19 protein-coding genes are annotated in these 24,063 nt (G+C 71.3%); 10 read left to right on the top strand and 9 right to left on the bottom strand.

Annotated elements, in window-relative coordinates; all coding sequences use genetic code 11:
- Nucleotides 1-6 precede the first annotated feature (6 nt).
- A complete protein-coding gene (locus tag AC3AGO_RS20075; RefSeq protein WP_487821604.1) occupies nt 7-3,603 on the bottom strand; it encodes a D-alanyl-D-alanine carboxypeptidase in 3,597 nt (1,198 codons plus the stop codon).
- 237 nt (nt 3,604-3,840) lie between these two features.
- Between AC3AGO_RS20075 and AC3AGO_RS20070 the strand changes: the two genes are divergently transcribed.
- From AC3AGO_RS20070 to AC3AGO_RS20060, 3 genes are all read left to right on the top strand, one after another.
- Nucleotides 3,841-4,638, top strand: coding sequence for a GOLPH3/VPS74 family protein (locus AC3AGO_RS20070; RefSeq protein WP_487821603.1), 798 nt, complete (start codon nt 3,841-3,843; stop codon nt 4,636-4,638).
- Nucleotides 4,639-5,020: 382 nt separating this feature from the next.
- The gene (locus AC3AGO_RS20065) at nt 5,021-5,881 is read left to right on the top strand and encodes a helix-turn-helix domain-containing protein (RefSeq protein ID WP_487821602.1); all 861 of its coding nucleotides are present in this window, start codon (nt 5,021-5,023) and stop codon (nt 5,879-5,881) included.
- A gap of 137 nt (nt 5,882-6,018) precedes the next feature.
- Entirely contained in the window at nt 6,019-6,222 is a 204-nt protein-coding gene (locus AC3AGO_RS20060) for a DUF397 domain-containing protein (protein ID WP_487821601.1), read from the top strand.
- A gap of 349 nt (nt 6,223-6,571) precedes the next feature.
- On the opposite strand, the gene AC3AGO_RS20055 is transcribed toward AC3AGO_RS20060, so the two are convergent.
- Nucleotides 6,572-7,429, bottom strand: coding sequence for a hypothetical protein (locus tag AC3AGO_RS20055; RefSeq protein WP_487821600.1), 858 nt, complete (start codon nt 7,427-7,429; stop codon nt 6,572-6,574).
- 170 nt (nt 7,430-7,599) lie between these two features.
- Here AC3AGO_RS20055 and AC3AGO_RS20050 point away from each other — a divergent pair, with 170 nt between their 5' ends.
- Nucleotides 7,600-8,391 carry an SDR family oxidoreductase gene (locus AC3AGO_RS20050; RefSeq protein WP_487821599.1) on the top strand — a complete coding sequence of 264 codons (792 nt, stop codon included), beginning with the start codon at nt 7,600-7,602 and terminating at the stop codon, nt 8,389-8,391.
- A 488-nt stretch (nt 8,392-8,879) separates the two neighbouring features.
- On the opposite strand, the gene AC3AGO_RS20045 is transcribed toward AC3AGO_RS20050, so the two are convergent.
- The 3 genes from AC3AGO_RS20045 to AC3AGO_RS20035 form a co-directional block, all read right to left on the bottom strand.
- Nucleotides 8,880-9,998, bottom strand: coding sequence for an ADP-ribosylglycohydrolase family protein (locus tag AC3AGO_RS20045; protein WP_487821598.1), 1,119 nt, complete (start codon nt 9,996-9,998; stop codon nt 8,880-8,882).
- 161 nt (nt 9,999-10,159) lie between these two features.
- On the bottom strand, nt 10,160-12,787 hold the full coding sequence (locus AC3AGO_RS20040) for a bifunctional FO biosynthesis protein CofGH (protein WP_487821597.1): 2,628 nt from the start codon (nt 12,785-12,787) through the stop codon (nt 10,160-10,162).
- 173 nt (nt 12,788-12,960) lie between these two features.
- Nucleotides 12,961-13,797, bottom strand: a complete 837-nt coding sequence (locus tag AC3AGO_RS20035) for a TIGR03619 family F420-dependent LLM class oxidoreductase (RefSeq protein WP_487821596.1) — start codon at nt 13,795-13,797, stop codon at nt 12,961-12,963.
- 193 nt (nt 13,798-13,990) lie between these two features.
- Between AC3AGO_RS20035 and AC3AGO_RS20030 the strand changes: the two genes are divergently transcribed.
- Entirely contained in the window at nt 13,991-15,478 is a 1,488-nt protein-coding gene (locus tag AC3AGO_RS20030; protein WP_487824723.1) for a CehA/McbA family metallohydrolase, read from the top strand.
- Between the two features lie 20 nt (nt 15,479-15,498).
- On the opposite strand, the gene AC3AGO_RS20025 is transcribed toward AC3AGO_RS20030, so the two are convergent.
- Nucleotides 15,499-16,434 (bottom strand): helix-turn-helix domain-containing protein, encoded by a 936-nt coding sequence (locus AC3AGO_RS20025; RefSeq protein ID WP_487821595.1) that lies wholly within the window; start codon nt 16,432-16,434, stop codon nt 15,499-15,501.
- 115 nt (nt 16,435-16,549) lie between these two features.
- Between AC3AGO_RS20025 and AC3AGO_RS20020 the strand changes: the two genes are divergently transcribed.
- Nucleotides 16,550-17,575 carry an aldo/keto reductase gene (locus tag AC3AGO_RS20020; protein ID WP_487821594.1) on the top strand — a complete coding sequence of 342 codons (1,026 nt, stop codon included), beginning with the start codon at nt 16,550-16,552 and terminating at the stop codon, nt 17,573-17,575.
- Here AC3AGO_RS20020 and pdxR read toward each other — a convergent pair.
- Nucleotides 17,558-19,096, bottom strand: a complete 1,539-nt coding sequence (gene pdxR, locus AC3AGO_RS20015) for a MocR-like pyridoxine biosynthesis transcription factor PdxR (RefSeq protein ID WP_487821593.1) — start codon at nt 19,094-19,096, stop codon at nt 17,558-17,560. The genes AC3AGO_RS20020 and pdxR overlap by 18 nt on opposite strands.
- Before the next feature lie 28 nt (nt 19,097-19,124).
- Here pdxR and AC3AGO_RS20010 point away from each other — a divergent pair, with 28 nt between their 5' ends.
- From AC3AGO_RS20010 to AC3AGO_RS19995, 4 genes are all read left to right on the top strand, one after another.
- Nucleotides 19,125-19,994 (top strand): methyltransferase domain-containing protein, encoded by an 870-nt coding sequence (locus tag AC3AGO_RS20010; RefSeq protein WP_487821592.1) that lies wholly within the window; start codon nt 19,125-19,127, stop codon nt 19,992-19,994.
- A gap of 82 nt (nt 19,995-20,076) precedes the next feature.
- Nucleotides 20,077-20,262 carry a type II toxin-antitoxin system RelE/ParE family toxin gene (locus AC3AGO_RS20005; RefSeq protein ID WP_487821591.1) on the top strand — a complete coding sequence of 62 codons (186 nt, stop codon included), beginning with the start codon at nt 20,077-20,079 and terminating at the stop codon, nt 20,260-20,262.
- Nucleotides 20,263-20,264: 2 nt separating this feature from the next.
- Nucleotides 20,265-20,615 (top strand): helix-turn-helix domain-containing protein, encoded by a 351-nt coding sequence (locus tag AC3AGO_RS20000; RefSeq protein ID WP_487821590.1) that lies wholly within the window; start codon nt 20,265-20,267, stop codon nt 20,613-20,615.
- Nucleotides 20,616-20,638: 23 nt separating this feature from the next.
- Complete coding sequence (locus tag AC3AGO_RS19995) at nt 20,639-20,959, top strand: hypothetical protein (protein WP_487821589.1); 321 nt, start codon at nt 20,639-20,641, stop codon at nt 20,957-20,959.
- A 71-nt stretch (nt 20,960-21,030) separates the two neighbouring features.
- Here AC3AGO_RS19995 and AC3AGO_RS19990 read toward each other — a convergent pair whose 3' ends face one another.
- Both AC3AGO_RS19990 and AC3AGO_RS19985 read right to left on the bottom strand, forming a co-directional pair.
- Complete coding sequence (locus tag AC3AGO_RS19990; RefSeq protein WP_487821588.1) at nt 21,031-22,770, bottom strand: N-acyl-D-amino-acid deacylase family protein; 1,740 nt, start codon at nt 22,768-22,770, stop codon at nt 21,031-21,033.
- 35 nt (nt 22,771-22,805) lie between these two features.
- Nucleotides 22,806-23,933, bottom strand: a complete 1,128-nt coding sequence (locus AC3AGO_RS19985; protein WP_487821587.1) for an LLM class flavin-dependent oxidoreductase — start codon at nt 23,931-23,933, stop codon at nt 22,806-22,808.
- Nucleotides 23,934-24,063 lie beyond the last annotated feature (130 nt).

Raw genomic sequence — 24,063 nt, 5'->3', positions numbered from 1 at the left:
CGCGCCCTACAGGATGCGGGTCAGCTTCGCGCCGAACCCGGGCTCCTCCATGTCCTTCTGCAGCGCCACCGGCACCTGCACCTGACCCGGCCCGTCGCCGACGGTCAGCTCGCCGACCTTGTCGCCGGCCTTGGCCGCGTGCGGGATGCCCTTGCTGCCGTCGCTCATGCCCAGCTTGACCTTCAGCCCGCCCCAGCCGACGGCCGGCGCGTCCTTCGTCGCGACGACCGGCGTCTTGCCGCCCATCTGGTCGTCCACGTAGCCGACGACGTCGCCCTTCTTCACGACGGTGCGCGACTGCAGCGCGTCCTGCGCGGTGTCGATGAGCTTCTTGCTCTCACCGATGACCGTGTCGAGGATCGACGGCTTGTACTGGCCGAGCATCGTGCCGACGACCAACTGCTTGGTCCCGCCGATGTTCTTCTCGGCCGCGAACATCAGATTGCCGCCGGCCTTGGTGGTCGTACCGGTCTTGATGCCGACGACACCGTCGAGCGGAACGAGCTTGTTCCAGTTGGTCTGCTGCTTGCCCTTGGCGTCCTTGTAGCCGGGCTGCCGCACGACGTCGCGGAACAGCTTGTCGTCCATCACCTTCTTGGCCAGCTTCGTCTGGTCGGCCGCGGTGCTGACGGTGCTGTGCTTCAGACCGCTCGGGTCGGTGTACTCGGTGTTCTTCATCCCGAGCTCCTTGGCGGTGGCGTTCATCTTCTTCACGAACGCCGCCTCCGAACCCGCGTCCCACCGCGCGATGAGCCGCGCGACGTTGTTCGCGGAAGCGATCATGATCGCCTGGAGCGCCTGCTTCTGCGAGAGCTTGTCGCCGGCCTTCACGTCCACCGTCGACTCGTTCTGCGCGCTGAGCCCGGCCTCCTTCTCGGCCTTCTTGTCGACGGGGATCATCTTGCCGTCGGTCCCCTTCTTGACCGGGTGCTCGTGCAGCATCACGTACGCGGTCATCACCTTCGCCACGCTCGCGATCGGCACGGGCTTCTGCTCCCCGTACTGGCCCAACGAGCCCAGCCCGTCGACCTGGAGCACCGCCTGCCCCTCGGTCGGCCACGGCACCGACGGGCTCGAACCGTCGAAGGTGTACGACGGCGACGCGGTCAGCGTCAGGTCCGGCGCCGGCAACGGCCGTACGGCCTGCGCGATGACGAACAGCACCGCCAGCAGCGCCACCAGCGGCGTCCAGATCTTCACCCGGCGCACCGCGTTGCGCACCGGAGTCTCCGGCGGCGGAGGCGTGTTGGTGAGCTGCGCCAGCAGATCCATCGGCGCCTGGTCGGGCCGCGGCTGCTGCCGCGTCAGGTCCGCCTCGCTCAACGCGGGCTGTACGGAGGTCTCGTCCGGCAGCGGCGCGGCCGCCCCCGTACGGGCGCCGGTGGTGGCGCCGGTGTCCTTGTCGGACTGCGTGTGCGGCTTGCCCGACGGCTTCGGCTGCACGGCCGGCTTCGGCTTCGCCGGAGAGCGCGCCTCGTCCGTGGACTTCAGCCGGACGAACTGACTCGTCCGCTCCGACTCCGACTCGGACGTGGGCTCGCCGGACCCCTCGCCGTCCTCGGCTCCGGTCTCGGATCCGGCGGAACCGGGCTTGGTGGAGCGGGACTTGGCGGTGTCGGGCTTGGCAGAGTCCGGCTTGGAGGTGTCGGACTTCGCCGTGTCGGGCTTGGCCGTTTCGGCCTTGGCGGCTTCGGACTTGGCGGTGTCCGGCTTGGCCGTACCGGACTTCGCGGTGTCGGAGGTGGCTGCCACGGAGGCGGAAGCAGCGGCCGCGGAACCGGACTTGGGCTCGGACTTGGCCGTTCCGCCGGTGTCGGCCTGCGACTTGTCCGTACCGCTCTCCGGTTCGGCAGCGGTCTGGGACGTGCCGGCCGTACCGGCCGTCTTCGCGTCCTTGTCCGCGTCTTTGTCCGCTCCCTTGTCCGCTTCCTTCGCCTCGTCGGCCTTGTCGCCGCCCCCTGCCGACGCCGCGGCTGTGGGCTTCACCGCACGGAAGACCCTGGTGGCGTCGGACGCGGGCTCGGCCTCGGCCTCGGACTCGGACTCGGGCTGCGCGTCACGCTCCTCCGAGCCGTCGGTGCCGTCGGTGTCCTTGCCTGCCGCATCGTCGCGCCAGACGCGCGGGTCGCGCTTCCGGTCCTGCGCCCCGGACTTGGGCTCGTCGCCGGAGGCGGAGTCCGACGTGTCCTGCGCGGGTGAACGGAAAGCAGTCGTCGGCTGGTCGACGGGCTGCTCGTCCCCCCGGCCCTGCTCCGAGTCCTGCTCCGGAGACTCCTCGTCCCCGGCCGGGGTCTTGGTCCGGTCCGGAACGCGGAACGTCGTCGTCGGCTGGTCGCTCTTCGCGGCCTGCTCCTCGCCCTCCGGCTCCCGCTCCGTCTCCGAGTGCGGTTCCTGCTCCGGCTCCGGTTCCGGCTCAGGCTTTTCAGATTCGCGCTTGCTATCACTCTTCGGCGTCCCGAAGAAGGCGGCGGTCATCCGCTCGGCCCGCCGTGCGGCCGCGGCCTCGCTGCTCTCGCCCTCGGCGGGAAGCTCTTCCTTCCGTACGACGCCGAACATCCTCGTCGCGTCGTCGGACTCCGTCTTGGACCGCTGCGGCTCCGTGAACCCACCCTGCTTTCCGGTCTGTTCCTGCGATTCCGTTCCGGCCCCGGTCTGCGCGCCGGTCTCCGCCGCGTCCTGCTTCTTCGACTGGGCGCGGGACTTCGACGGCGGCTTCGCCGCGGACTTGGACGCAGCCGACTTGGACCCCGTCGACTTGGACGCAGACGACTTCGACGCGGCGCTCTTGGACGCGGCCGACTTCGATCCGGTCGTCTTCGATCCGGTGGTCTTCGCCGCGGCCGACTTGGACGCGGCCGACTTCGACGCGTTCGACTTCGAGGCCGCCGACTTCGATCCGGTCGTCTTCGACGCCGCGGACTTGGACGCCGCCGACTTCGACGCGGCCGACTTCGGCTTGCCGGCCGGCTTCTTGCGTACGGGCAGGTCGGACGAGGGAGCCTGGTCCGAGGGCTCGCCGGCCCCGTCGGTGGCCGCGCCGGACTCGCCGCCGGCCTCCTCGGAACCGCTCCCGGACGTGCCGTCCTCCGCGGACTCCGCCTTCCCGGCGGACCGCGCTCCGGACCGCGAGCCCGGCTTCGTACCGGACCGCGTACCGGACTTCGCGCCGGACCGTCCCGCGGGCTTGTCCGCCGCGCCGGACTTCCCGGCCCGCGTACCGGAGCCGCCGGACGTGCCCGAGGCCCCGGACGTACCCGTCCCGCCCGCGCCGGACGTACCGGGCGCATCGGGGTCCGCCTCCCGCGGGCGGTCCTCGCCCGCGCGCTCCGCGTCGGCGCCGCCGCTCTCCTCCGCGCCGGCGACCCAGGCCGCGACAGCGGCCTTCAGCCGCTCGTCGCCGCCCTCACGGCCCGCCCCGGCACTCTCGCCGCCCTGGGCCGTCCCGTCGCCCTGTGCGGACGCAGCGGACGGCTCCTGGTCGTTCGCATGGTCCTTCGCGCGCGCCTCTCCGGCGCCGTCCTCGGGGGGAACCGACGCGTGTTCCTCCGTCGTCTCCCCCGACGACCTCTCCCGCTCCGACCTGTCGGGGGACTCGCCCGCCACCGATGCCTCCTGATGTGATGCTCGCCGCTCGCCGTTCCAGTTAACAGTGTCCTGTGCGGCGCACTGGACACGTCTCACCACGGCGCTCCGATGGATCCCGATGGTCCGGCACACGGCCTTCCCACCCGCCAGACGAAGACGACATACCTACTGGTTCCCGTCTATATCGTCCAGGCACTCTCGACAGACCATTGTGAGAGGGGTCACCCTGTCATTCATCCACGCGGGGAGGCATGGATGGGCAGGAGCCGCAGAACAATTCCGGAGGAGCTTCTGTTGCTCGCCTTGGACCCGGCAACGGGAACCACGGCGCAGCCGCAGTCGCTCGACCTCGGCCTGGCCGGGGCACAGCTAGTGGAGCTGGCTCTGGCAGGACGGATAGCCCCTGACGGGGACCGCATCGCCGTGGTGATGCCACGGCCGACTGGAGATCCAACCCTGGACTCCGCGCTCGAACTGCTGCGCAGGCGCGGCAGCCCCGTGCGCGCCGTCCACTGGATTGGCGGACCCCGGCTGGGGTTGCGCCAAACCTATCTCACACACCTGGAGCGGTGCGGCATGGTGCATGCCGTATCAAGCCAGATGTGCGGGGTGTTGCCGACGACTCGCTACCAGGCGACGGACAACGCCATCAGCCGGGAGATCAGGACCCGGCTGGATTCGGCGATCCGCACCGGCGTCCCGCCGGACCCGCGGACCGCGGCGCTGGCCGCTCTGGCCCATGCGGTCGGGCTCGGCAAGCACCTCTATCCCGGTAACGAGGGGCGGTCGTGCCGCTCCCGGCTCCGGGATCTGATCAGGCACGACCCGATGGGCGGTCTCGTCGCGCACGCCGTGATGGATGTGCAGAACGGCGTCGGGGCGCAGCCGAGGCGGGCAGCCGGCGGTCCCGGGGGCAGTTCCCCCGGGGGTGGCGGGCGGGAGCCGGCCATGACCGCGCGGGCGGCCGCGAGTTCGGGTCCCGCGGCCTCGGGGCAGGTTCCCGAGCAGGCCCGTCCGGGCCCGGGCCGGATGGCGCGGGCCGGGATGCACTGATCGGTACGGCCCGGCCGGTCCGACCGGTCCGGCAACAGAGCGGTCGGCAGCCGCCGTTCCGTACGAGGCGTCAGACGTCCCGTACAGAACGGTCCGAACCGCCTCTGAAGTCCGACGGAGAACGACCGAGAACGACCGACGACTGATCCACCGACCCATCGAGCCACACGGGAGCCGCTGAAAACGCGCGGGGTGGCGATCCGACCGCCGAGGACGACGGCCGGATTCGCCACCCCGCGCGTCGCGTGCGGGACCGTACGCCTCGGATGAGGGCGTCCGGGTAGGCGATCCTGCACCCTCTGTTGCCATTTACCAGCGCAGGCGCTCATGTTGGTGGCAATCTGCTGAGCAGTAGTCGTACTTTCCCGGAGGTGCAGGTCCCGTGGCGTCCAGCGTCAATCCCACAGTCCGGCGACGCCGGCTGGGTCAAGAGCTGCGCAAGCTGCGCGAGCTCAAGGGCATGACGGCGGAGGAGGTCGCGGACCGGCTGCTGGTCTCCCAGTCGAAGATCAGCCGGCTGGAGAACGGCAGGCGCAGCATCAGCCAGCGCGACGTCCGCGACCTGTGCGGGGTGTACGAGGTCGAGGACCGCCGCATCGTGGACTCACTGATGCAAATGGCCAAGGAGTCGCGGCAGCAGGGCTGGTGGCACGCGTTCGGCGACATCCCGTACAGCGTGTACATCGGGCTGGAGACCGACGCGGCGTCGCTGCGGGTCTTCGAACCGCAGGTCGTGCCCGGCCTGTTGCAGACCCCGGCGTACGCGGAGGCCGTGTGTGTCGGCGCGCTGCCGGAGGCGACCCCGCAGGACATCGAGAAGCGGGTGCAGGTCCGGATGCGCCGCCAGGACCGGATCAAGGACACGCGCAGTCCGCTGCGGCTGTGGGCGGTGCTGGACGAGGCCGCGCTGCGCCGCGAGGTCGGCGGCGGCCAGGTGATGGTCGAGCAGCTGGAGTATCTGAACGAGATGGGCCGGCAGCCCCATGTCACCGTCCAGATCATGCCGTTCAAGATGGGCGCGCATCCGGGAGTGAACGGGCAGTACGCGATTCTGGAGTTCCCTGACGCTTCGGATTCCTCGGTCGTCTATCTGGAGGGGGTCACCAGTGACCTCTATCTGGAGAAAGCCGGGGATGTGCAGCTGTACAGCGTGATGTACGAGCACCTGCGCGCGGAAGCACTCAATCCGGATGAGACGCGGGAATACATCGAGGCCATGGCGAAGGAATACGCCCGTAGGTGAGCCGAGGAGGCTACACCTTGCCTGTCTGCAGTGTGAAGACCCCACTGGAATATGCCATCCGGTCGAGTGAACGACCGCTTGGCGCCTCGCGATCGGGGCGTACGGTCGCTCACACAGCACCAACTCATGGAGCAGACATGGCAATTCAACAGGGAACAACCGACCACTGGACCAAGTCGACCTACTCGGCGAACGGCGCGTGCGTCGAGGTGCGTTCGCCGGCCTCGCAGGCCGTCGACGTCCGCGACTCCAAGGCCCCGCAGGGGCCGCATCTGAGCTTCCGTCCGGAAGCCTGGACAGGTTTCGTCAGCGCAGTCGGCATGACGTCCGAACTCGCCTGACAGGCCGGGAAGAACGATTGATCCGAACGACCCGAAACGGCCCTCTCGACTGGTCCGCCGTCCCGGCCGAGGGGGCTTCGGCGTCCCGCTTCTCTCCCTTTCTCTCCACTGCCGCTCTGTGATCGCGCGTCATCGCCTTTCACGGAGTTTCACCGTCACCCCGCGCTATCGCTGTCACACCGCGCAATCACCGTCACCCCGCGCTATCGCTGTCACCCCGCACTGTCACCGGATACCGCGTTATCGGTGCCGCGCCCCGCAATCGCTGTCACACCCACATGTCACTTTCGCTTCGCTCCACGGACGTTCCGATGACTGCTCGCCGATTGTGACTGCTCGCCGTTTGTGACTACTCTCCGGCGTCCCGCAGTTCGTCGACGTAGAGGTCCGTTCCGGGAACTGTCGGAATGAACGGCGCGACCAGCTCCACCCGCCCCAGACCGGTCTCCGTCACTTCGTCGCCCAGACCCGTGAACCATGCCTCCCAGCACTCGCGCGGGTCCTGCTGCAGAAACCAGAGCAGGGTGAGCCGGGTATCGACACCCTCCACCTGCTTCACGTACGACATCCGGTCGCCCGGCAGGGGGCGCGGCCGGAACAGCGTCACCATGGCGGCCGGTGAGCCGTCCAGCTTCCGCGGCAGGTGGCTGTCGCGCAGCCAGTCCGCCAACTCCCGCCGCTCGTCCGCGCTCTCCGCGTCGACGACCTCCAGCACGAGCCCCCGGTAGGGGTGGTCCAGCGCGTGGAAGTCCCGGGGGCCCGCGTCGCCGTCCCGGTACACGGTCCCCTCGTGGTTCTGGAAGCTGGTGAAGGCGTGACTGCGGTGCTGGTGGACGCGATCGTCGCTGTTGAGGCGCTTGTTGATGGCGACGGTCCACCTCATGTGATCGTCGTAGCGGCCGTCGGTGATCCAGTACGTACTCAGGTAGCACCCCGAGGTCACTGGCTGGACAACAGATGACTTTTCCGGATACCGCAGGAGTTGGAGTTCGCGGGTGGCCACCCAGCGGCGCCCGGCGTACATCCATGGCATGGCCATGGCTCCTGCGATGTAGTGGTCGTCCTCGTACCAGCGGTTGTACGCGCGCTCGTGCCCCGGATGCGGCTCCACCATCGTGATCAGCGCATGCCCGGGGTGCACCCCGTACGGGCCGTCCGACGCGAGTACGGAGTACATCTCACTGTGCGGCTGCTGCGCCTGCGCCATGCGCGTCCTCCTCTTTCCGTGGGCGAGTGCCCCGTACGGCCGGAGCATGTGTGTCGCCGGCCGGAACATGTGTGTAGCTGACGGGTCTTCAGAAAGGGAGGGGCACGGCGCTATTCTGACGATCCGTCAGATGGGAGCCGGCGGACGCCGGACGGAAGGGGTGGGCCGGGATGCTGCTGCGGGACAGGACCGTGCTGGTGTCGGGAGTCGGGGAGGGACTGGGCCGCCGGATCGTCGAAGCTTGCGTTCGCGACGGTGCGAATGTGGTGCTGGGGGCCCGTACGGAGTCGACGCTGGACCGCGTCGCACAGGATGTGGACCCGTCCGGCGACCGCACGGCGCGGCTGGTCACCGACATCACCGACGACGAACAGTGCACGGCGCTCGCCGCGCTCGCCTCCGACCGCTTCGGCGGGATCGACGCGGTCGTGCACGTCGCCGCGCTCGACACCGTCATGGGCGGACTGGAGGACGCGGGGCCCGACTTCGCCGAATGGCGCGCGGCACTGGAGGTCAACCTGCTGGGCTCCCTGCGGATGACGCGCGCGTGCGTGCCGGCGATGAAGCGGGGCGGCGGCGGGTCCGTCGTCTTCATCGGCACCCAGTCGTCGGTGGCCGCGCCGTCCCAGGTGCAGCAGGCGGCGTACGCGGCGTCGAAGGGCGGCCTCGTGTCCGCGATGTACTCCCTCGCCCGCGAGCTCGGCCCGCACCGCATCCGGGTCAACACCGTCCAGCCCGGCTGGATGTGGGGGCCACCCGTTCAGGGCTACGTCCGGTGGGCGGCGTCCCAGGAGGGCGTCCCCGAGTCCGAGGTCCTCGCCCGCCTCACGTCCCGGATGGCGCTTCCGGAGCTCGCCACGGACGGGGATGTGGCGGACACCGCCGCCTTCCTCGCCTCCGCTCGGGCTCGGGGGATCACGGGGCAGTGTGTGTTGGTGAATGCGGGGGAGGTGATGCGGTGACGCTGCGCTGGCGGGGGCCGTTGCGGGGGGCCTTCCGGGGTGTGGGGCGCAGCCCCGGCTCTTCCGCGCCCGCGCGGTGGGGTGCGAGGGCGAAGCCCCGCCGGGGGTGCGGGGCGCAGCCCCGAGCCCGCGCGCAGCGCGTGGGGTGCAGGGGCGGAGCCCCGCGGGGGTCCGGGGCGCAGCCCCGATTCCTCCCCTCCCCCGCCTCCGCGGTGGGGTGCGGGGCGCCCCGAGCCCGCGCGCAGCGCGTGGGGTGCAGGGGCGCAGCCCCGCGGGGGTCCGGGGCGCAGCCCCGGTTCCTCTTCCCCCCCGCCTCCGCGGTGGGGCCCGGGGCGGCAGCCCCGGAAGAAACGGGTAGGGGCGGGTCTGGGGCCAAGCCCTCACGGCGGCGCGTGCGTTGGGTGCGCGCGGGACGTGGCCTCGCGGCTGGCGGTCCGGTGTGCCCACCCGTTCCGCCCCTTGGGCGGACCAGCTGCCCACACCTCGCGTTACGCCCTGGGGTAGCGGGTTAGCCAGGCTGGGCTGGAGGGGCCGGGGGTGTGGAGGGCGGGGCCCTGCGTCATCTCCATGGCGAAGTCGTCGGCGATCTCGAGGATCGTGGAGCGCCCCTCCAGCTCCGCGACCCACCCCGGCGGCAGGGCCGTCTCGCCGTGGATCGCGCCGAGCAGGTTCCCGCAGATGGAGCCCGTGGAGTCGCTGTCGCCGCTGTGGTTGACCGCGAGCAGCAGCCCGTGCCGTACGTCCTCGGCGACCAACGCGCAGTACACGCCGATCGCGAGGGCCTCCTCGGCGGTCCATCCCGCACCGAGCGCCTCGATGCGTTCCGCTGTCGGCATGCCCTGCCGTACGGCACCGAGCGCGCGCTTCAGCGCGTCCGTCGTCTCCTCGTGGCCGGGGCGCGCCGCGAGTTGGGCGAGGGCCTTCTGTACCGCGTGGTCGAGGGAGTCGCCGCGGGCGAGGGCGTGCACGATGGCGGCGAAGGCGCCCGCCGCGAGGTAGCCCGTGGGGTGCCCGTGTGTCTGCGCCGCGCACTCCACCGCCAACTGGAAGACCAACTGCGGCTCCCAGCCGACCAGCAGGCCGAACGGCGCGGACCGCATGACCGTTCCGCAGCCCTTGGACTGGGCGTTCTTGGGCGCGTCGACGGTGCCCATGCGCTTGTCGGCGAGGCCGGACAGGCACGCGTTGCCGGGTGCGCGGCGCGCGTACAGCCATTCCTGGCGCGCGAGCCAGCCGTCCTCCTTCTTGCGCTCGTCCGGCCCCCAGTCACGCTGGGTCGCGGCCCACCGCAGATACGCCGCGTGGACGTCGGTCGGCGGGTGCCACGCACCGGTGTCCCTGCGGACGTGCGCGCGGATGAGGCCGTCCAGCGTGAAGAGGGTCATCTGGGTGTCGTCGGTGACCGTTCCGCGGCGGCCGAACGCCGGTACATAGTCGGTCACTCCGACCGCGCCGTGCGCGGCACGGATCGCGTCGAGTGACTGGAATTCGATCCCCGCGCCGAGCGCGTCCCCGATCGCTCCGCCCAGCAGACATCCGCGCACTCTGCTGCGGAAGTCCTGCTGCTCGGCCCGGCCCCATATGGCCTCGCTGCCGGACGCGCCCACGGTCGACCCCTCCTTCTGTACATCCGGGGCGCACTCTAATGGACTTCACTTCGATCAGTTGTGGCTGCTGTGTGGACTCTCCGTGTTGTCCGGATGGCGTCGGTTATGCGCCATGGTCCCCGACGCCGGCGGGCTGTCCGGCGTCGAGGACCAGCCACCCGTCAGGTGTCCAGCACCGGCAGCAGTTCCGGCAGATGACCGTCCGAGGCGAGCGCCGCAGTGTGGCGTTCCTCGCCGACCGGCCCGTACAGGGTCGTACGGGGACGGGCCGGGCGGCCCGCCTCGTCGGCGATGGCGATGAGGTCCTGGATGGAGCGGTACGAGCCGTAGGAGGAGCCCGCCATCCGGGAGATGGTCTCCTCCATGAGCGTGCCGCCGAGGTCGTTGGCGCCGGAACGGAGCATCTCCGCGGCGCCCTCCGTGCCCAGTTTGACCCAACTGGTCTGGATGTTGGGGATGTACGGGTGGAGGAGCAGCCGGGCCATGGCCGTCACCGCGCGGTTGTCGCGGGTGCTGGGTCCCGAGCGGGCGATGCCCGCCAGGTAGACCGGCGCGTTGGTGTGGATGAAGGGCAGCGTGACGAACTCCGTGAAGCCCTCCACGCCGTGCTCGATCGCGGACTGCTGGATCTCGGCGAGCAGCCGCAGGTGGCCGAGCCAGTGGCGGGGCTGGTCGACGTGCCCGTACATCATCGTGGACGAGGAGCGGATGCCCAGCTGGTGCGCGGTCTTGATGACCTCGACCCAGTCGGCCGCGGGCAGTTTGCCCTTGGTGAGGATCCAGCGGACCTCGTCGTCGAGGATCTCCGCCGCGGTGCCGGGGATGCTGTCGAGCCCGGCCTCCTTCGCCGCGGACAGCCAGTCGCGGATGGACAGGCCCGTACGGGAGGCGCCGTTGACGACCTCCATGGGCGAGAAGGCGTGCACGTGCATGCCGGGGACGCGTTCCTTCACGGCGCGCGCGATGTCGAAGTACGCGGTGCCGGGCAGGTCCGGGTGGATGCCGCCCTGCATGCAGACCTCGGTGGCGCCGACGTCCCACGCCTGCTGGGCGCGGTCCGCGACCTGGTCGAGGGAGAGGGTGTACGCGTCGGCGTCGGTGCGGCGCTGCGCGAACGCGCAGAAACGGCAGCCGGTGTAGCAGACGTTGGTGAAGTTGATGTTCCTGGTGACGATGTACGTCACGTCGTCGCCGACGGTGTCGCGCCGCAAGTCATCGGCGATGCGGCACAGTTCGTCCAGCGCCGGTCCGTCGGCGTGCAGGAGGGCCAGCGCCTGTTCGTCGGTCAGCCGCGTCGGGTCGTCGGCGGCCTGCGCGAGCGCCGCCCGTACGTCCGTGTCGATGCGCTCCGGCGTCATGCCGGACTGTGCGCGCTCCCGCAGGTCCTCCCAGTCGCCGTACACCTCGTCGAAGTCGTCGCGCCGGTCGCCCGTGCGGCCCTCGGTGTCGATGGTGCGGTGCAGGTCGGTGCGGCCGGACGGGGAGATGTACCCCTCGTCGGGCTCCTGCCACGGCCGGCCCTCGACCGTGACGTCCTCCCGCGCGAGGCCCGTCTCCGGGTCGGCCAGCGCGTCGACGTGCGGGATGACGCGGGGGTCCAGCCAGGGTTCGCCGCGCTGGATGAACTCCGGGTAGATGGTGAGCCGTTCCCGCAGGGTGAAGCCGGACGCGGCGGTGCGCTCGGCCAGTTCGTCGATCTGGGGCCAGGGCCGCTCGGGGTTCACGTGGTCCGGGGTGAGCGGGGAGACGCCGCCCCAGTCGTCGATGCCGGCGTCGATCAGCATCGCGTACTCCTCGTCCACCAGGTTCGGCGGCGCCTGGATGCGGGCCGAGGGGCCGAGGATGTGCCGGGCCACGGCGATCGTGGCGGCCAGCTCCTCCAGTTCGGCGTCGGGCATGCCGCGCATCGCCGTGTCCGGCTTGGCGCGGAAGTTCTGCACGATGACTTCCTGGATGCCGTGGTACGCGCGCTGCGCGCGGCGCAGCGCGAACAGGGACTCGGCGCGCTCCTCGTACGTCTCACCGATCCCGATCAGGATGCCCGTGGTGAAGGGGACGTTGGAACGGCCGGCGTCCTCCAGGGCGCGCAGCCGGACGGCGGGGTCCTTGTCCGGGGAGCCGTAATGCGGGCCGCCCGGCTCGGACCACAGCCGCTCGGCCGTGGTCTCCAGCATCATGCCCATGGACGGGGCGACGGGCTTGAGGCGCTGCAGGTCCGTCCAGGACATCACCCCGGGGTTGAGGTGCGGCAGCAGCCCCGTCTCCTCCAGGACGCGGATGGCCATGGCCCGTACGTACGACAGGGTGTCGTCGAAGCCGTACGACTCCAGCCACTCCTTCGCCTCGGGCCAGCGGTCCTCGGGCCGGTCGCCGAGGGTGAACAGGGCTTCCTTGCAGCCCATTTCGGCACCCTGGCGGGCGATGTCGAGCACCTCGTCGGGCGACAGGAACATGCCGTGTCCCTCGCGGCGCAGCTTGCCGGGGACGGTGACGAAGGTGCAGTAGTGGCACTTGTCCCGGCAGAGGCGGGTGAGCGGGATGAACACCTTCCGCGAGTACGTGATGACCCCGGGCCGGCCCGCCGCCTCCAGTCCCGCGTCCCTGACCCGCCCGGCGGCCGCGGCCAGTTGGCCGAGGTCGTCACCGCGGGCCTGCAGCAGGACCGCGGCCTCCCCGGTGTCGAGGGCGACTCCGTCGCGGGCCCGTTTGAGCGCGCGGCGCATGGCGTTGGCGGTGGGGGCGGCCGTCGGAGTGGCCGGCTGTCCGTTTCCCTGCGCGTTCGAGGTCATCATTCGAGGATAGAAGCGGTGTCCGACATCGGCCGGGAAGGGCCCCTGCGGGCAATGTCACAGGCCGTCAGGGCATTCCGGGCGGGCAGGCCGGGAATACACACCGGGCAACGCGCGCGGTGTGTGCCGGACCGTACGGTCCGATGTCCGCCGCCGGCTGCCCGCCGCCCGCCTCAGAGGAACCGGGCGTACTGGTCCAGCGTGCGCAGCACCTCCTTCTCGTCGCCCGGCGGCACCTGCAGCACTGTCTCCTCGACACCGAGTTCCCGGAAGTGCGCCAGCTTCCCCGCCGACGGCTTGACGAAGGACGGGACGACGGCGGGCCGTTCGGCGCGCCCCGCCTCCTCCCAGGCTGCGTACAGGGCCGGGAGGGACTCCGCCAGTCCACTGCCGCCGATGGGCAGCCAGCCGTCGGCGTACTCCGCGATGTGCGCGAACAGCCGCGGTCCCGCCACGCCGCCCAGCAGCAGCCGGGGGCCGCCGGGGCGCTGCGGCTTCGGATAGGCGTCGCTGGCCTGTACGGACCCGAACTCGCCCTCGTACGCGGTCGGTTCCGTCTCCCACAGTGCGCGCATCAGGGCCAGCCTGTCCCGTACGAGGGTGCGCCGCCGGCGCCAGGCGTCGCCCCGTACGCCGTGGTCGGCGGCCTCCTCCTCGTTCCAGCCGACACCGGCGCCGAGGGTGAACCTGCCGTCGCAGAGCAGGTCGAGCGTGGCGATCTGCTTGGCGAGCGTCACGGGGTCGTGCTGCGCGACGAGGGCCACGCCGGTGCCCAGCGCGATCCGCTCGGTGACGGCCGCGGCGGAGGCCAGCGCCGTGAACGGGTCGAGGGTGCGGCTGTACTCGCGCGGGAGGGGGTCGCCCATGGGCGCGGGCGTGGCGCGGCTGACGGGGATGTGGGTGTGCTCGGGAAGGTAGAGGCCGTCGAAGCCGCGCTGTTCGAGCTCGTGGGCGAGGCGGGCGGGGCGGACGGTCTCGTCGGTGAGGAAGGTCGTGAGGGAGATCCGCATGCGGTGATGCTGCGTCGCGTCACCCGCGAAGTCCATGCGCCGCGCGCGAGTTCGTGCGTTCCCTTCGGCGGGGCGGGCGTTCGCCGGCCTCTCGGCGGGGCGTCCGTTTCCCTTTCCCTTCCCGTCCCGCGCGCGTACAACAGTGGCTCGCGGAACACTCACCACACGGGCAGGGGCGGGCATGGGCGCAGGGGTGCGGAGACGGGACGTCCTGAGGTACTCGGCTGTCGCGGGGACGGGAGCCGCGCTTACGCTCGGCAGTGTGGGCTTCGCACAGGGCGCCGAGGGGTCGGAGGAGACCCGCACCGTGCGCGGGCATCTGGACGCCGGCGCACCGGACTTCGTGTATCTGCCGGTCGAGGTGCCGTCCGGCGTGCGCGAGATCGCCGTCTCGTACACGTACGACAAGCCGCAGGTCCCGGCCGGTACGCCCGGCAACGCGCTCGACATCGGCCTGTTCGACGAGCGCGGTACGGCGCTCGGAGGCCGTGGCTTCCGCGGCTGGTCGGGCGGTTTCCGCGACCGGTTCGCGGTGAGCGCCGAGGAGGCCACGCCCGGTTATCTGGCGGGGCCCGTACGGCCCGGTACGTGGCACATCGCGCTCGGTCCGTACACCGTCGCGCCGCAGGGCATGGACTACGAGGTCACGGTCACCCTGCGGCACGGTCCACAGGGCAGCACCCCGAAGCCGGTGTACCCGCCGCAGCGCGCGAAGGGGCGGGGCCGCGCCTGGTACCGGGGCGACTGCCATCTGCACACCGTGCACTCGGACGGCAGGCGCACACCCGCCGAGGTGGCGTCCGCGGCCCGGGACGCGGGGCTCGACTTCATCGTCACCACCGAGCACAACACCACGTCGGGGCACGGCGCCTGGGACGGACTGTGGGGCGACGACCTGCTGGTCCTCACGGGCGAGGAGGTCACCACCCGGAACGGCCACTATCTTGCACTCGGTACGGACGCCGGAGTGTTCTTCGACTGGCGCTACCGTGCGCGCGACGACGCGTACGAACGGTACGTCGGCAGGATCCACCGGGCCGGCGGGCTCGTCGTACCGGCGCACCCGAGCTGCCCGTTCGTCGGGTGCCAGTGGAAGTTCGGCTACGAGGGCGCCGACGCGGTCGAAGTGTGGAACGGTCCGTGGACCGCGGACGACGAACTGGCCGTCGCCGCATGGGACAACATGCTCGTCGCCGCGGACGAATGGCTGCCCGCCATGGGCAACAGTGACGCGCACAAGGAAGGTCAGACAGTGGGCCTCCCGCACACAGTGGTGCACGCCGCGGACCTGTCCCGTGCCGCACTGCTGGAGGGCATCAAGTCCGGGCACAGTTATCTCGCCGAGTCCTCGCAGATCTCCGTCCGGTTGACCGCGAGCGGCGAACGCGGCGCACACGCCGGCATCGGCGAACGGCTGCCCGTACAGGACGACGGGGCGAAGGTCAGCGTGCGCCTGGAGGTGACGGGCGCGCCGGACGGTGCGACGTTCCGGCTGCTGACCGACGAGGGCGAACTGCGCTCGGGACCGCTGGGTACGGGCCCCGTCACCTGGGAGACGACCGCCTCGTACGCCACGTACGTACGGGCCGAGGTCCGCCGTCCCGTCGCGCCCGGTACGCCGGCCGGAGTGCCGGGTGCCATGGCCGCGATGACCAACCCCGTGTGGCTCGGCGACCGGTGACCGGGTGACCGGGTGACCCGCTAGGACTCGGCCAGGGCCAGCTTCCGCAGCGCCTCCTCCGACGCGGAGCCGGGTTCCGCCGTGTACGTGCACAGCACCTGCTCCTGGTCGGTGGCGACCTGGAAGGTCTCGTACGTGACGGTGATGTCGCCCACCCCGGCGTGCCGGATCAGTTTGGTGCCGGAGAACCTCTCCCGTACCTCCTGCTCCTCCCACAGCTCCCGGAACTCCGGGCTGCGCGCGAGCAGTTCGGACACCACTCCCTTGACCCGCGGGTGGCACGGATAGCGCCCGGTCTCGGACCGTACGGCGGCGACCGTCTCGGCGGCGACGGCGTCCCAGTCGGGGTGCAGGGCGCGGCTCTCCGGGTGCAGGAAGACCAGCAGCGCCGCGTTCCGCTCGCCCTCCGGCACGCTCTCCAGGTCGAAGGCGATGCGCGCGCCGAGCCGGTTCCAGGCCAGGTAGTCGAGGCCGGGGCCGAGCACGGCGGCCGGCACGGCCTCCCCCATCGCGTCCAGCAGCCGCTGGATCTCCGGCCGGACGACGGGCGGGGCCGCGTCGCCGTCCCGGAACCGGGGCGCCGCCAGATTCCGCAGATGGCTGTGCTCGTCGGCGCTCATGCGCAGCGCCCGCGCCAGCCCGTCCACGACGGAGTCGGAGATGCCCTGCGCACGGCCCTGTTCGATGCGCACGTAGTAGTCGACGCTGATGCCCGCCAGCTGTGCCACCTCCTCCCTGCGCAGTCCGGGCACGCGGCGGCGGTTGAGCGCCGCGGGCAGGCCCGCGTCGGCCGGGTCGAGGGCGCCACGGCGGGACCTGAGGAAGGCGGAGAGACCCATCGTGCCCATGACGTCCCGCTTCTGTGCGTCGTCCCGGTTCTGCGCGTCGCCCCGGCTCTGTGCGTCGCCCCGGCTCTGTGCGTCGTCCCGCTTCTGTGCTTCGTCGGCGTGCACCATGTGTCCAGTATCCGCAGGGTGGTACTGGCAGACCCGGGTTGGGCCTGATCTGGTTCCGGACCGCGGCAGGGCGCAGTGTCGTACCGACACATCGGCAGACCTTCAGGAGATGCTCATGCAGCGCAGGATTCTCGGCGGTACCGGCATGTCGGTCAGCGACCACGCGCTGGGCGCCATGATGTTCGGCGGCCTGTCCGGTACGGACGACGACGAGGCGGTACGCATCATCCACCGCGCCCTGGACGCGGGGATCAACTTCGTGGACACCGCCGACGTCTACTCCGACGGCGGCTCCGAACGCGTCGTCGGCAAGGCCCTCAAGGGGCGCCGCGACGACGTGGTGCTCGCCACCAAGGGGCACCTGTCGATGGGCCCTGACGCCAACCAGGGCGGCAATTCCCGCCGTTGGCTGACCCGCGCCCTGGAGGACAGCCTCCGCCGGCTGGGCACCGACCATGTCGACCTGTACCAGGTGCACCGCCCCGACCCGCACACCGACATCGACGAGACCCTGGCGGCCCTCTCCGACTTCGTACGGTCGGGGAAGGTGCGGGCCGTCGGCACCTCCACGTTCCCCGCCGAGCAGCTGGTCGAGGCCCAGTGGACGGCCGAGCTGCGCGGGCACGTACGGTTCCGCACCGAGCAGCCGCCGTACTCGGTGCTGGCCCGCGGCGTGGAGGCGGCGGTGCTGCCCACCGCGCGGAAGTACGGGACGGGCGTGCTCACTTGGGGCCCGCTGTCGGCGGGCTGGCTGTCGGGCCGGATCCGTTCCGCGGCCGACATCGACCTGAGCGAGGGGCGTACGGCGATCGAGCGGCACAAGTTCGACCCGGCCCTCCCGGCGAACGCGCGCAAGCTGGAGGCGGTGACGCAGCTCGCGAAGCTCGCGGAGGACGCCGGGCTGCCCCTGCCGCACCTCGCCACGGCCTTCGTCCGCGCGCACCCCGCCGTCACCTCGGTGATCCTCGGCCCGCGCACGATGGACCACTTGGACAGCCTGCTCGCCGGCGCGGACGTGACACTGAGCGCCGACGTACTGGACCGCATCGACGAGATCGTCCCGCCGGGCACGGACGTCAACAAGGACGACTTCTACTACACGCCGCCGGCCCTCGCCGACGCGTCACTCCGCCGCCGCTAGCGACAACCGCGCCCTCCCCACGGTCTCGACGCCCTCGGCGATCGCGGACGCCGGAGCGGCCGCGTAGCCGAGGACGAGGCCCGGGGCGCCCGGCAACTGCCGGTGCCAGGACAGCGGGTGGACCTTCACCCCGCGCGCGAGGGCCGCTTCCGCCAGCGCCGTGTCCCCGGCGACCGCCGGCCCCGCACCCTCCGGGTCCTCGAAGGTGACGGTCAGATGGAGCCCCGCAGCGGCGCCGTGCACGACGGCGTCCGGCAGGTGCGCGGCGAGCGCCCCGATCATGGCGTCCCTGCGCCGGCGGTGACGGCGGCGCAGGAAGCGCAACTGGCGTTCCAGTTCGCCCGATTCCATCAGCCGGGCCAGCACCAGCTGCGGCAGTGCGGCGTTGCCGAGATCGGTGTGCCGTTTGGCGTCGAGCAGCGCCTCCCTGTGGCGCGCGGGGGCGACGAGCCACCCCAGGCGCAGGGCGGGCGCGAGCAGTTTGGACACGCTGCCGATGTAGCAGACCTGTTCGGCGAGGACCGACCGGAGTGCGGGGACGGGCGGCCGGTCGTAGCGGTGCTCGGCGTCGTAGTCGTCCTCGATGACGAGCCCGCCGTCCGCCGCCCAGCGCATCAGGGCGCGCCGCCGGCCGCCGCCGAGCACCACGCCGGTGGGGAACTGGTGCGCCGGGGTCAGCATGACGGCCGGTACGCCCGTGGCACGCAGCGCGTCGACGCGTACGCCCTCGCCGTCCACGGGGACGGGCGGCGTCAACAGGCCGCCGTGCGCCAGGTATTGGCGGACGCCGAGCGAACCCGGGTCCTCCACCGCCACCTCGCGCACGCCCTCGTCGCGCAGCACCTTCGCCAGCAGCGCGAGGGCCTGTGCGGCGCCGGCGACGATCAGGATGTCGTCGGGGTCCGCCCTGATGCCGCGGTTGCGGGCCAGCCAGTGGGCGACGGCGCGGCGCAGTGCCGGGGTGCCGCGGGGGTCGCCGTAACCGAGTTCCGCGGGCGGCAGCCCGTCGAGCACGGCCCGTTCGGCGCGCAGCCACGCGGCGCGCGGGAAGGCCGCCAGGTCGGGCGTGCCGGGCGACAGGTCGATGCGCGCGGGCGCGGCCCGCAGCCGCTCGAAGACGTCACTGCCGGGCGGCCCGGCGAACGGCGTACGGGACCCCGTCTCCGGCCGCCGCGGCACGGGCGGCGACGTCCCGACCGGCGCGGCGACGACGACCGTGCCACTCCGTCCCCGCCCGTCGACGTGCCCGTCCTCCGTCAGCCGCCGGTACGCCTCCGTGATCACGCCCCGGGACACGCGCAGTTCGGCGGCGAGCACCCTGCCGGCCGGCAGCCGGCTTCCCACCGGCAGCCGCCCGTCCGCGATGGCGCTCCGCAGCTGTCCGGCGAGCCAGTCGGACAGCCCTCCCGCCGGCGCTCCGGCGGTGTCCAGCTGCAGGAAGTCGGCCCCTCGGGCGGGCGGAACGACTCCTCCCCTGGACAGAACGGACCTGTCGACGGCGCCCTCTTTGGACCTGTCCACCGGACCATTGTGGCGGCAGATTGAGGGCATGACGACAGTGACAACGACACAGACAGCCCGGAACTACGTACACGGCTATTCGGAGCGGGAGAGCCGGCGTCTCGGCGAACAGGCCGACGTGCTGGCTGATTTGCTGCACGGCGGTACGTCGTACCCGTCCGGTTCCAGGGTGCTGGAGGCGGGCTGCGGGGTGGGCGCCCAGACGGTGCACCTGGCGGCGTCCAGTCCGGGCGCACGCATCGTGGCGGTCGACTCGTCCGCGGACTCCCTCGCACAGGCACGCACCCGCGTCGCGGAGCTGGCGCCCGGCGCGCAGGTGGAGTGGCGGCAGGCCGACCTCTTCCAGCTCCCCTTCGCCGACGGGGAGTTCGACCACATCTTCGTGTGCTTCGTCCTGGAGCACGTACCCGACCCGGAGCGCGCGCTGGCGTGCCTGCGGCGTGTGCTGCGGCCCGGGGGCACGCTGACCGTGATCGAGGGCGATCACGGGTCGGTGTTCTTCCACCCGGACAGCCCGTACGCCGCCGCCGCGATCGACGGGCAGGCCCGTCTGCAGGCGGCCGCGGGCGGCGACGCGATGCTGGGCCGCCGCCTCCACCCGCTGCTGTCCGGGGCGGGTTTCGGCAGTGTGGAGACCCGCCCGCTGACGGTGTCCGCCGACGCGGGCCGCCCCGACCTGGTGGAGGGCTTCACCCGGAACACCTTCATCGCCGTGATCGAGTCCGTACGCGAAGAAGCCCTGGCCGCGGGCCTCACCACCCCCGCCGACTGGGACCGCGGCCTCACGGACCTCCACCGCACGGCGGAACACGGCGGCACGTTCCACTACACATACTTCAAGGCCACGGCGGTGAAGCCGCCCTGCGGGGGCGCTTTCCGAGGCTTGCCAGAGGGTTAAGGAATTCCTTAACCTGGGTTTGCTGTGCAGCCGAGAGGAGCGCCTTGAGCTGGGCGATCAAAGTCACCGACGAGTACGCCGCGTGGTTCGGGCGCTTGATGAAGGAGGACCTCGACTCCGCCTCACAAGTGGCCCAGGCAGTGGCGGCGCCTCGGCCCTGCTCCTGATCGGCGGCGACAAGGCGGGAAACTGGGAGCGCTGGTACCGCGACAACATCCCCGTAGCCGAGCAGCTCTACCTCGACTACGTCAGCGACACGGAGGAGTAGAGATGCCGAAGAAGGTCCCGCAGGACTGGGAAGACCTCGAACAGCAGCTGTACGACGCCGGCGTCGCCCCTGCGGATGTGGCGGCAGGTGCCCGTCGCCTGCTGGCCGAGGCACGAGGGCATCAGCTGGCCGAGGCACGCAAGCTGTACGGACTGACTCAGCGGGACATCGCCACCCGGATGGCCATCAGCATCGCCCGGGTCTCCCAGATCGAGCACGGTGAGGCCACCACGCTGGACGTGATCGCCCGCTATGTCGAAGCGCTGGGCGGGAGGCTCGACTTGGTTGCCGATTTCGGCGACCACACCGTGCGCATGCCCGCCAGCGAAGACCAGGGCAGCGCCGCGGCGTAGAGGCGCTGGGACAGGATGGAGCCGTGATCCACTCGACCATCGGTGAGTCGGCGTCACTCGCGGACGCCGAAGGCGTCGACGGCCTGCGAGAGGCCCTGGGAACACTGCGGCGTGCGCTGCCGTGGCTGGCGGACCTTCCTGAAGCGGACGTGGAGGAGTTCCTCCACGAGTTCGTGGAGGCGGCCCGCGGAACGACGGCTCTCAGCCACCCCGAACCCCTGGCCACGCTGCTGACGCAGTGGCAGCACACCGCCGAGGTGCACGCGGACCCGGCGCTGCGGGCCCTGATCGAACGGGAGCCGGAAGGCGACTTCGGTGCGGCATCCCCTCGCGCCACTGACTGAACTCAGGCGCGTAAGCCCGTCCCGCCCACCCCCGTGGGGCCCGCCCCGTGCAGGCCCCACGTCGCGCCCCCTCACCGCGTCGGCACTGTCTCCGTGTCGCGGCCCGAGCGGAGGACCGTGCCGGGGACGGCGCCGGTGACCTTGTCGTCGCGGAGGGTTTCGGTGCCGTTGACCCATACGCCGACGATGCCCGTCGCCTCGGAGTCGAGGCGGGGGCTGTCGCCCGGCAGGTCGTGCACCAGGCGCGCGGGGCCCGCGTCGATCCGTTCCGGGTCGAAGAGGACGAGGTCCGCGTGCCAGCCCTCCGTGATGCGGCCGCGTTCGCGGAGGCCGAAGAGGCGGGCCGGATCGTCGGTGAGCATCCGTACGGCCGCCTCCAGGCCGACCAGCTTGCGGCCGCGCAGGCAGTCGCCGAGGAAGCGGGTCGTGTACGGAGCGCCGCACATGCGGTCCAGGTGCGCGCCGGCGTCGGAGCCGCCGAGCATGACGTCCTCGTGTTCCCACGTCCGGCGGCGCAGCTCCCACGAGGCGGGGTCGTTGTCGGTCGGCATGGGCCACAGGACGGTGCGCAGCCGGTCGTTGGCGCAGACCTCGACGAGGCACTCGAAGGGGTCCTGGCCGCGCTCGGCGGCGATGTCCCGTACGACGCGCCCCGACAGGCCCTCGTTGGCCTCGGAGTACGTGTCGCCGATGACGTACCGGTCGAAGCGGGCGAGCCGCCGGAAGATGCCCGCCTCGGGGCTGTCGGCGCGCCGCAGCATCTCCGAACGGACCGCCGGGTCACGGAGTTTCGCGATCCGCTCGTCGACGGGCAGCGAGAGGATGTCGCCCCAGCCGGGTATCAGGTTCAGCGCGCAGAACGTGCCCAGCGACATGTTCATCGGGGTGAGGATCGGCATCGTCAGGGCGACGACGCGGCCGCCGGCCTTCCGCGCCCGTTCGCTCACCTCCAGCTGGCGGGGCACCCGCTCGGGCACCGCGGCGTCGATGGTGAGCACGTTCCAGTTGAGCGGGCGGCCCGCCGCCGCGCTCATGTCGACGAAAAGGTCGATCTCCTCGTCGGCGAACTGGTCGAGGCAGCCGGCGACGATCGCCTCCAGCTGTGTGCCCTCGTGTTCGGCGACCGCGCGGGACAGCGCGAGGAGTTCCTCCGGCTTGGCGTGCCGGGAGGCGACGGGCTCGCCGTCGCCGTCGGAGTGCGTGGAGGACTGGGTGGTGGAAAGGCCCCACGCGCCGGCGTCCATCGCGTCGTGGAACAGCCGCAGCATCTCCCGCATCTGCTCCTCGGTGGGCTGCCCGCCGACCGCGTCCGGCCCCATGACGTGCCGGCGCAGCGCGCAATGCCCCACCATGAAGCCCGCGTTGACGGCCGTACGGCCCTCCAGCGCGTCGAGGTACTCGCCGAAGCCGTGCCAGTTCCACGGCGCCCCCTCCTCCAGGGCGACCAGGGACATGCCCTCGACCCGGGACATCATCCGGCGCGTGTAGTCGGCGTCCTCGGGCCGGTCCGGGTGCAGCGGGGCGAGGGTGAAGCCGCAGTTGCCGCCGGCCACCGTCGTCACGCCGTGGTTCATGGACGGGGTGGCGTACGGGTCCCAGAACAGCTGCGCGTCGTAGTGGGTGTGCGGGTCGACGAAGCCGGGGGCGAGCACGAGGCCGGTCGCGTCCTGGCTGGTACGGGCCTCCTCGCGCACGGTGCCGGGGCCGGCGATGACGGCGATCCGCCCGTCCCGGATGCCGACGTCGGCGTGGTACGACGGTGCGCCGGTCCCGTCCACCACCGTGGCGCCCTTGATGAGGTGGTCAAGCATGTGTTCCGGTCAACTCCCTTCCGGGTGTGCGGTGTTCAGGACCGTGCCGCGTCGCGGAAGCGGGTGGTCCGGTGCACCGGATCGGTGTCGATCTTCGGGATGACGTGCTCGCCGATCAGCTTGATCGAGTTGAGGGTGTCCTCGGACGGGATGCCGATGGGCAGTCCGAACGACAGCTGGTCGGCGCCGGCCTGCTCCCACCGCTTGCACTGCCGCAGTACGTCGTCCGGGTCGCCGCAGATCATGAGTTCCGCGTCGATGAGCATCTCGACGACTTCCTCGGTGTACTCGGGGATCAGCTCGGGCCACTCGGGGATGCCCTCGGGCCGCGGGAACGTGTCGTGGTAGCGGAACAGCAGCGACTGCAGGTAGTTGAGCCCGCCGTTGACGGCGATCCGCTTCGCCTTCTCGCGGGTCTCGGCGCAGATCGCGGTGGAGGTGACCATGACGTTGTCGTTGACGAAGTCGCCGATGGGCTCCGCGTCCTTGACGGCGCCCTTGTACGACTCGACGACCCACTCCATGTCGGAGACCTTCTGCACGCTGAACCCGAGCACGCCCAGCCCCTTGCTCGCGGCCATCGCGTACGAGGAGGGCGACCCGGCGGCGTACCACATGCCGGGGTGCGAGCCCCCGTACGGCTTGGGCAGCACCTTGCGCGGCGGGAGGGACCAGTGCTTGCCGTCGAACCCCGGGTACTCCTCCTGGAGCCACATCTTGGGGAACTCGGCGATGGTCTCTTCCCAGATCTCCTTGGTGTGGTTCATGTCGGTGATGCCCGGCAGGAAGCCGAGGATCTCGTGCGAGCCCGCGCCGCGCCCGGAGCCGAACTCGAAGCGCCCGCCGGAGAGATGGTCGAGCATGGCGACCTTCTCCGCGACCTTCACCGGGTGGTTGACCTGCGGCAGCGGGTTGAAGATGCCGGAGCCGAGGTGGATCCGGTCGGTGGCGTGCGCGAGGTAGCCGAGGAAGACGTCGTTGGCGGAGAGGTGGCTGTACTCCTCCAGGAAGTGGTGCTCGGAGGCCCAGGCGTACTTGAAGCCGGACCTGTCCGCCTGGATGACGTACTCGGTCTCCTCGACCAGTGCGTTGTGCTCGGCCTGCGGGTCGTTCTCCGCCCGCGACGCGGGAACGTACCCCTGTACAAAGAGCCCGAATTCCACGGCCGTTCACTCCCCTTCGGTTTCAGATCTTTCGGTGACTCAGCCTTCGGTTTCCGGCGAGCGTTTCTGACGCACCGTCAGATCGGATCACAGACGACTGTTGCACCGCCTCGGCGGCCGGTCAATAGCT

Source organism: Streptomyces sp. BL1 (genome assembly GCF_057628045.1).
This window is presented reverse-complemented; position numbering and strand designations above follow the sequence as displayed.